Consider the following 8935-nt stretch of genomic DNA (forward strand, 5'->3'; position numbering starts at 1 on the left):
CCAGGTACACCTCCTGCGTGCAAAAGTTTCGCCATGCCGCCAACGGCGGACAGCCTAAGGCGGCACAACGCATTACGACTCTTCGTTATTGTTCCCTTGGGTAAAGATGAGCACATACTTCAACAGCTCAAATACGGCGATCAATGTCGCGGCCACATACGTCAACGCCGCTGCGCCGAGCACTTTGTTCACGCCGCGAACTTCATCCGGAGCGATAATTCCTTCCGCCAAGATAAACCGTTTCGCCCGGGCGCTCGCATTAAACTCGACCGGCAGCGTGATGACTTGAAACGCCACCGCCAGTGAGAAGAACAAAATGCCGAGACCGATCAATGAAAATTGATGGAGCAAAAACCCAACCAGCAGTAAAAACGGAGCCACGCCGGAAGCCAAATTCACAACCGGGAACATCCGGTGGCGAAGAACGAGCGCCGCATACCCTTGCTGATGCTGAACCGCATGACCGACCTCATGGGCGGCAACGGAAATGGAAGCGATCGAACGCCCGTAAAAGACAGGTTCCGACAAACGAACAGTGCGGGAAATTGGATCGTAATGGTCGGACAATCGTCCCGGAACGACCTCAACCGGCACGTGATGCAAGCCGTGGCGGTCCAAAATCATGCGCGCCACTTCCGCCCCCGTCAACCCCGATGAGGCTGGAACTTCAGACCAGGCATTGAAATTCCTTGATACCTTCCATTGCGCCCAAAGCGATATGAAGAAGGCGATAAAAATGAAAATATCCATCGGATGGAATAGCATCTCAGCACCCTCCGTTTTTTCAATTGTGTATACTATTATTTATTGTACTTGTTCATCATTTCATACGTCAAATATGTCACCTTGGTTTCATTTCTCTTATAGAAAAAACAGCGCCGACGACGGGCGCTGTTTGGCCGATCCTGTTTATCAAAAGTTGAAGTTGTCTGGATCGGCGCCAATCCGTTTATTCAAGTTTAACGCATCAATTTGCTTCATTTCCTCGGCTGTCAACGAAAAATCGAAAAGGTTGGCATTTTCTTTAATACGCGCCGGCGTCACCGATTTCGGGATCGTCACGACGCCGTGCTGCAAATCCCAACGCAACACGACTTGCGCTGGCGTTTTCCCGTATTTTTTGCCAATTTCAACGATTGTCGGTTCGGTTAAAATTTCCCCGCGCATAAGCGGCGACCATGCCTCAAGCTGGATGCCGTTTTCCCGGCAAAACGCCTGCAGCTCTTTTTGCGTTAAGCGTGGATGGTACTCGACTTGGTTGACCATCGGCTTAATTTCGCAGTCAGCCAGCACATCTTGCAAATGGTGAATTTGGAAGTTGCTGACGCCAATCGCGCGCACATAGCCGTCTTTATACAGCTTTTCCAGCGCTTTGTACGTCTCTTTATACTTCCCTTTCACCGGCCAGTGGATTAAGTACAGGTCAACATAATCAAACCCAAGCTTTTTCAAGCTTGCATCAAACGCCTTCAGCGTCGTCTCATACCCTTGGTCGGTGTTCCATACTTTCGTCGTCACAAATACTTGCTCGCGCGGAATGCCGGATTCACGGATCGCTTGCCCGACCCCTTCTTCGTTTTCTTGACACTCCACACGGCTAAAGCCGTGGGATTCTTGGGTCGTTAACGCCCTCATCCATTTCTGGTTCGGACAACGCCCAAGTTCAGGGCTGTGTCATCAGCCCGTCCTACGGCAGAGCGTATAGCTCCGTAGGCTGATGGACTTTCGCTTACGCTACTCCATCCATCACAGGTACACTCATAATATTTAATGCACCCACGCGATCTCGATGGGTCGTGTACCCACAGGCTTGACAACGGTATTGACGGTCTTTCGCTTTGTTCTTTGCTCCGCATTGCGGGCAGAGTTGCGATGTGTATTTCGGGTCCACATACACAACCGAGATTCCAGCTAATTTCGCCTTATATTCGATAAACTTGGAAAGTTGATAAAAGCTCCATGTATGCAAGTGTTTTTCGTTTTTACGGCTTGTTCTTGCCGTCTGACGAATGTTCGTCAGCTTCTCTAATTTGATAACAGATACCTCTTCTTGAATGGCCAGATTGACGATCTGGCGGCTGATTTTATGATTGATATCCGTCATTACACGATGTTCTTTATTGTTCAATTTTCGAATGGCAGACAACTTCTTGAGTTTTCCTAACTTCTTTCTCTGTTCTTGATATTTGCGGCGTATATATTTGTTCATACGGCCATTGCCAAAAAATCGAGTCTTTCCTGTGGAAGTGACCGCCACCGCCGGAACTTTCAATCCAAGATCGACACCCATGACTTTTTCATTGTCCTTTTCACTTACAGGGACGTCGATCGACACTTGAGCATACCATTTCCCTGACTTCTCAACGATTCGCATGAGTCCAAGTTTCGCATTCGCAAGAAACTTTTGATCACGTTCGGTGATCATGGCACGGAATTTCGTCTTTTTCACTTTCCCATTTTGCATAATAGGGAAAGCGATGATATCTTTGCCAATGGAATAGTTTTGATTATTGACAAAATAAACCCGCTTTTTGAGAATCGGACGTTTCCCTGTTTTTTTCATCTTTTTAAATACACTTCTTGCATCTCGAATCGCTTGATTTAACACAGCGGAAGGGAGATTGGCATTGACATGCTTCGTTGTGATTTTAGGAAAGGATTTTTGGTCTTCCATTTGTTCAGTCAATTCATTCACCACTCGAATATACTCTTCTCCCAACTGACGAAGCAGTTGAGGATTGTGGGGAAAAAACGAATATTCAAGGTGATGGTTTGCAACTGAATCACCCCCTTTTTTTCTGCGCTTCAACATATCGCTTAATGGTTTCGCTTGATACATTTCCTGCTGTACTCACAAAAAATGAGCGTGTCCATAAACTTGGCAAATGAGCAAGATGCTTAAACTCTTGCCTTAAGATTCGAGATGTCACTCCTTTCACTTTCGCCATAATTGCTGAAGGAGAATCCATTGGAAGACAGTTTAGAAACAAATGACAATGATCCGGCATTACTTCCATTGCAAGGATACGCCAATCATTTTCTTTACAAATTTGTTGAACAAGCTGTTTGAATCGAATTTCAACTTCACCAACCAACACTTTTCTTCGATAACGCAGACAAAAAACAAAATGATAATTGATGAGAGAAACGGTCGTTTTGGTGCGTCTGTACTGTTCCATACTTAAATTGTATCAGTTTGATTATTAAACTGCAACAAAATAGACGTTTCATCCCACCTCTAAAGAAGTGGGCTTTCACGTCTATTTTTTTTGTAATACAGCGCAGTCTTGCGAACTGTTCAATCTGCTTCCCCCTCCAACATCGATATAGCTTTATTATGGAAAAACGTCCAGGAAAAAGCAAAATATATGCACAAAAAACGAGGAAAATATCCCCTCTCCGTCTCGCTCCATCCTTTTTTCATCCGCCGATTTGCAATGTGCAGTGCGTTTCGGGGCTCGTTTTTCTATATTTTCTGCCAAAATAAAAAACCGCCCCCAAAGGCTGTTCATACAGCCCTTAGGGGCAGATTCCCGTTCCTCACTTCGCGATTGTCATCTTCCCTTCCGCTAGATTTTGTCCAGCAGAAGGATGAAACTCATTTTCCATTTTCGAAACGACAACAGTCGCCACAGCGTTGCCGATGATGTTCGTAATCGCCCGCGCCTCGGACATAAAGCGGTCGACCCCGAGCAACAAGGCAATGCCCTCAACCGGAATCATCGGGAACGCTGCTAACGTTGCCGCCAGCGTAATGAAACCGGAACCCGTCACTCCTGCAGCTCCTTTTGATGTAAGCATCAATACACCGAGCAACGTCAGCTCTTGCCAAATCGTTAGGTCAATGCCGTATGCTTGAGCGATGAAAATGGCCGCCATCGATAAATAAATCGATGTGCCGTCCAAGTTAAACGAGTACCCGGTCGGAACGACAAGGCCAACGACCGACTTCGAGCAACCGTATTTTTCGAGGCGCTCCATCAGCCGCGGCAGCGCCGATTCCGACGAAGACGTGCCCAAAACAAGCAACAGTTCCTCTTTGATATAAGCGAGAAACTTAAAACAAATCCGCGCCCGCGGCCATGAAGTTGATATCATCGCCATCACAGCGGCAAGCGACATTGAAACAGTGCGCCGCGTCCTGCAAAACGGCGCCTTCGATTACATTGTGAAACCGTTTAAATTTGAACGGCTCAAACAGGCGCTGGGAAATTACCGGGCGTTCCGCCAGTCGCTCGCCGAAAAGCAATCGCTCACCCAAGCGGAGCTCGATGCTTTACGGCAGACGACAGAGCATGCTGTCAAACCAGCAGCCGAACTACCAAAAGGATTGAACGAAGTGACATTGGAAAAAGTGATCGCCTATTTGCGCCAGCACCGCTTCCCTGTTTCCGCCGAGGAAGTGGCCGAAGGCGTCGGCATCGCCCGCGTCACCGCCCGCCGCTACTTGGAATACCTTGAGAAAACGGGACAAGTGATACTCGATGTCCAATACGGCGGCGTCGGACGCCCCGTCAACCGCTATGAGTTGAAACGACTATAGCCTACCCGGTAGCCCGCACGATTAACCGGGTGGGCAACTCTTCTTGTTTTCGCGGAACATTTCCTGTCTCCAGCCAATGGTAAAGAAGGTGAAACGCTCTTTCCCCAAGCGTAAAATGGGGGAGCGCCACTCGTCGCCGCTGTTTGGGGCGGGGCGCATGTCGCCTTGCACACCAAACAACAAGCCAAAACGAACAAACAGAAAAAATAGGGAAACGAGTCTGTTTGTTTCCACCGTTTCAATTGGTATAATGAGCGGTAATATGAAACGTAAGGAGGGATGAACATGAATCGATACGGGAAGCTGTTATTTTCCCTCGCTGTCGCCGCCGCCTTGCTTGCCGGCCGCGGCACAGAGGCGCCTGCATCAGAAGGGACGGCTGCGAAAGAAAAACAATCCGCAAGTTCGGACGAGAACTCCGCCAACACGCAAACAGCCGAGCCAAAGAACCAAGAAGCTCCCCCGGTTGATGAACAACATCAAGCAGGAGGTGGACAAAGCGGGGCGACAGGGGATGAAGCTGCTTCTTCCCGTCCAACAACTTCTTTGTCTTACCAAGTCGGAAATCAAACAGTCACAGGGACAGCAACGTTGACCACAAGCGACAACCAGCATTTCTCCCTCTACGTGCTGGACGGTTGGACGCTGGATGCCGAAGAGCCGCATGCTGATGTATTGCTCCACGGTAAGTCGTTCGCCCGCATTCGCTTGCTTTCAGAGGGGGAAACAAACTACGAGCAGCTGGCGAAAGAACATGCCCAAGCGATCGACGCCAACGCCGCCCGCCAACAAACGAACGGATTGCCTAAGCCGTTCGCTGATGCGGTTTGGTACACTGCACAAGCGGACGGCGCCACCGTTCATGTCATCGCCAGCGCCCAACCAGCGCCAATGCTATTGACCGTGCACGCTCCACGCAATGAAGACGTGCTTGGCGCCGTGCTCGCCATGGCGGCGACGCTGCAAAAGCAATAACTTATTTTAGGGAGGGCGATTGCCCTCCCTTTCCAAAAAGAAAAACCCCCTTTTTTCAGCTGCCAGAGGGTCAAACGAGCTGCTTGCTCTCTTCTTTGCGGAAAAATGTTTTCATCGCGTGGAACACATCTGATTTTTGCTTCAAAATATAATAGCGGAACTTTTCATCCTTAATATTGCGATACGCCGACATGAGTGTGGAATGGCGGTTGTACTGATACACTTATACACCCTATACACATTAACCAAAGTAGGCTATAAGCAGAATTATGACTAGACATACAAGCGTTATAACATCGCCGACCTTCGTTTTTTCTTTTACTACATAAGTACCATATGTTCCTTCAACTTTCACTACTTTAATTTCTCATTGTGAGAACGGACCATGTTTCAAAGATGGTTTATTTTGAGGATTTACATACAAGAAACCGATTGATGATACTTTTTGGGATATTGTGGATTTAGAAATAGATCGGAATGGAATTTTACCAATACAAGAATAAACAACCTGCACATGAGAAAATATTTTTATAAAAATAACTTAAATAAAAATGTTAAAAAAATACAAAAAATTTATTGTAAAAATAGATAATTTGAAATATAATTTTTCTGTAAATTACTATTTTTAGGAGTGGTTGTTATGCCTACTATTTCGGTAAAAACTTCATTCCAACAAAAAACAAATTCCCATACACCAATGATTGCAACTCCTAAGCCTTCTAGCCCTGTAGCAACATCGGTGTCACATTCAACATCCAACACGACGATTTCTAAAGATGTTGTAATTATTAGTGATGCTGCGAAAAAAGCCTATCAAAGTACAGTTTCCCAAAATAATGCTTCTAACACATTAACTAGCCAAGTGGTTCGACCGGTTAGCCCTTCCGTAACTTCTGTGATCAACTCGCCTGCAAACCCTAACAATTCGAAAGATGCTGTAATTATTAGCGATGCTGCGAAAAAAGCTTACCAAGGTGTAGTCTCTCAAAATAATACTTCTCAGACCGTAGCAAATATCGTCACCAATAAACCTTCTCAAATTCCTGCTGTTATTCAAGGAATAGCTAATAAAAATTCGGGAAATTTTGAAGTAAAAACAACAGCTAGTACCTCTGCAAAGACAGCGAACACTGTACAAGCATCTGCTTTTCAGGTAGCGGCAAATAAAAAATCAGATGCTACTGATGTAAAAACATTAGTTAATAATTTGAAGAAGCTTGAGAAATACACAAAATCTTACTTAATTATTGATACAACTAAACGTATTAATGATCATGATTTAGAATACTTAAGATCTACCAAGTATGACGGCTTTAAGTGGGATGTTACAGCTGGTACCATAGATGATAAACATGTGAAATATATTGAATCAAAAAACAAAAAATTAGATAATTTTTTTAGTCCAAATGGTCAAGGCGCTTTTATAAAAGATCCTGTCACTGGTGACAAGATTGACTTCATACATATGGCGGCAACCATTGATGCAATATTGTCAAATACTCCTGTTCCTGATTCTTGGGCTGGATGGGCGGGTGATTTGCATACTGCATTAGGAGACCTCCAAGAAAATACTAAAGATTCAAACAAGCTAAAGGTTCTTCAAAAAGAAGCAAAAAAAATTATTGGGGGTAACAGTTCATTCTCAAGGGCTGATATATTGGCGGATGTAGACGCTGTAAACATTGCTAATATGATGAAAGAAAATAAAAATTTACTACTATCTGATGCAATTAAGAAATATTATTCAAAGTCTGGTGATGTACATCATCGCTTCAGTGAATTTATCGAATCTTTCGGAGGTACAAAGAAATTTAAAGAATCTGTTGACAGAAACTTAACTAAAGTTGATGTTCATATTAAAATAGGCACAGCCGATGTAACACCTATATCCTTAATGGCCCCATTAGCAGAAAAAAAACGTAAAAAATACGGAATCCCAACAGATAATCAAATTAAAGCAATAGGTGATGCCTTCAAAAACTATATCATAAAAGAAGCTTCGAAAGAAAGAAAATAAAATTAAGACAAGGGGTATTTTATGTATAATTTTTCTGCTAATAATAACAATAAAGGAAGAATTTTTACTTACAGTTCTTTAATATTATCTATAATCTTCTTTATTTATGCACTAGGTACATTAATAGTAGGGCCAAATGATCACGTTACTTGGTTTAACACATTATATAGAGGCTTCTTAGGGATAATTTTTGGTGCTATTTTTTTAGTAACATTTAGAAGTAATTCGGACAAGAAAATAAAAATTTTTAGAAAAGTTGTGTGGTTAGGTATCGCCTTAGTTACTTTGTTTTTCTTATTTGTCGTTTTTATCTATCTAGTCTTCATATTTGGTTAATGAACTGTAGATGAGTATTTTTCATTACAGTAATTTCCATTCCCTAAGAGACAAACAGGGGACCCCTTAGGCGACATGGAGCTGTTTTTTGATCACATCAATGGGAATATCTCGCTTTGCGGCGTCATAGATGAACTCGACGACGCTGTGCCCTTTCCGAGACCGAAGAAGCTCCAGGCCGGAAGAGATGTCTTGTTGAGATTCCGCGATGCTGTATACGCAGGCTAACAGCACCACGACCCAATACCGTTTCACCGCCCGAACGTGGCGAACACGGTACCCATCGAGCTTCAGCTGGTCTTTTGCCTGCCGGAAAAAGCACTCGATCGTCCAGCGCTGGGCGTAGTAACGCAAGATGTCTTCGTCCCCGAGTTCCCGGTCGGTGCTCAAGATGCAATGAAGATGTTCCGGCGCCATCGGCTGATCCGCCTTCCAAGCCAGCAGCACCACCGCGTCATCGAGGCCATGGATGGCCCCCTCATAGCGATACACGCGATAACGCTCCTGCCCCACCGTGACGAGGCGGGTGTCTTTGGACTCGATATAGCGGGCGAACTGCTTGGCTTGGATGGCGATGCCTTTCGGGTAGAGAATCCGGTTCGTCTTGAGCATCGCGATGACATGGAATCCCTGTTTCAAGCAGGCTTCAATGAGCTTTTTGGACGGATACCACGAATCCATGAGCACATACACCGGCTGAGCCCGCTTCACCTTGAGCGAGGAAAGCATCTCGATCGCCAGGTCGATCTTGCTTTTTCCCGCTTTCTTGTCATACAGGCGGAACGCAAATGGGAACGCCTGCGTGAAGGTGTGCACCATCAGCCAAACGAGCGAATGTCCCCAGATCGATTGATGATCTTTATGCGAGTAGTGCCAGTCGCACCCTTGAATGGCGTGCGCAGCCCGTGACGAAGGCTTCGTTTTTTGGCAAATCGTATCATCAATCGAAACAAAAAGGGGTTGATTCTTCCGTTTGGCCAGTCGTTCGACCTGGGAAAGGATCCACTCTTGAAGCTTCCCAAGCAGCCTTTCCTCGTTCCAAGGGCTTTTCGTGAAAAAGTGAC

5 protein-coding genes and 5 pseudogenes are annotated in these 8935 nt (G+C 45.3%); 3 read left to right on the top strand and 7 right to left on the bottom strand.

The window, feature by feature from the left end; all coding sequences use genetic code 11:
* Positions 1-72 precede the first annotated feature (72 nt).
* From CD000_RS12550 to CD000_RS12570, 5 genes and pseudogenes are all read right to left on the bottom strand, one after another.
* Positions 73-765: a zinc metallopeptidase gene (locus CD000_RS12550; RefSeq protein WP_033009347.1), complete on the bottom strand. Its 693-nt coding sequence runs from the start codon at positions 763-765 to the stop codon at positions 73-75.
* A 147-nt stretch (positions 766-912) separates the two neighbouring features.
* Positions 913-1581 (bottom strand): annotated as a pseudogene (locus tag CD000_RS12555) (aldo/keto reductase); the annotation flags it as partial.
* Between the two features lie 148 nt (positions 1582-1729).
* Positions 1730-2778, bottom strand: a pseudogene (locus tag CD000_RS12560) (RNA-guided endonuclease InsQ/TnpB family protein).
* Between the two features lie 5 nt (positions 2779-2783).
* Complete coding sequence (gene tnpA / locus CD000_RS12565) at positions 2784-3179, bottom strand: IS200/IS605 family transposase (RefSeq protein ID WP_081106632.1); 396 nt, start codon at positions 3177-3179, stop codon at positions 2784-2786.
* Positions 3180-3540: 361 nt separating this feature from the next.
* A pseudogene (locus tag CD000_RS12570) lies at positions 3541-4062 on the bottom strand (cation:dicarboxylate symporter family transporter); the annotation flags it as partial.
* On the opposite strand from CD000_RS12570, the pseudogene CD000_RS12575 reads away from it, so the two are divergent.
* Positions 4058-4543 (top strand): annotated as a pseudogene (locus CD000_RS12575) (response regulator); the annotation flags it as partial. The pseudogenes CD000_RS12570 and CD000_RS12575 sit on opposite strands and share 5 nt — an antisense overlap.
* Positions 4544-4828: 285 nt before the next feature.
* Entirely contained in the window at positions 4829-5518 is a 690-nt protein-coding gene (locus CD000_RS12585; protein WP_096225780.1) for a hypothetical protein, read from the top strand.
* A gap of 70 nt (positions 5519-5588) precedes the next feature.
* On the opposite strand, the pseudogene CD000_RS12590 reads toward CD000_RS12585, so the two are convergent.
* Positions 5589-5741: pseudogene (locus CD000_RS12590) on the bottom strand (sporulation protein YhbH); the annotation flags it as partial.
* Between the two features lie 417 nt (positions 5742-6158).
* Here CD000_RS12590 and CD000_RS12595 point away from each other — a divergent pair.
* On the top strand, positions 6159-7535 hold the full coding sequence (locus CD000_RS12595) for a hypothetical protein (protein ID WP_143425244.1): 1377 nt from the start codon (positions 6159-6161) through the stop codon (positions 7533-7535).
* Positions 7536-7937: 402 nt separating this feature from the next.
* On the opposite strand, the gene CD000_RS12605 is transcribed toward CD000_RS12595, so the two are convergent.
* Positions 7938-8935: IS701 family transposase (locus CD000_RS12605; protein ID WP_096225782.1), on the bottom strand; the 998-nt coding region annotated here is incomplete at its 5' end.

This window comes from Geobacillus sp. FJAT-46040 (assembly GCF_002335725.1).
In the GTDB taxonomy this organism is placed as follows: Bacteria; Bacillota; Bacilli; order Bacillales; family Anoxybacillaceae; genus Geobacillus; species Geobacillus thermoleovorans.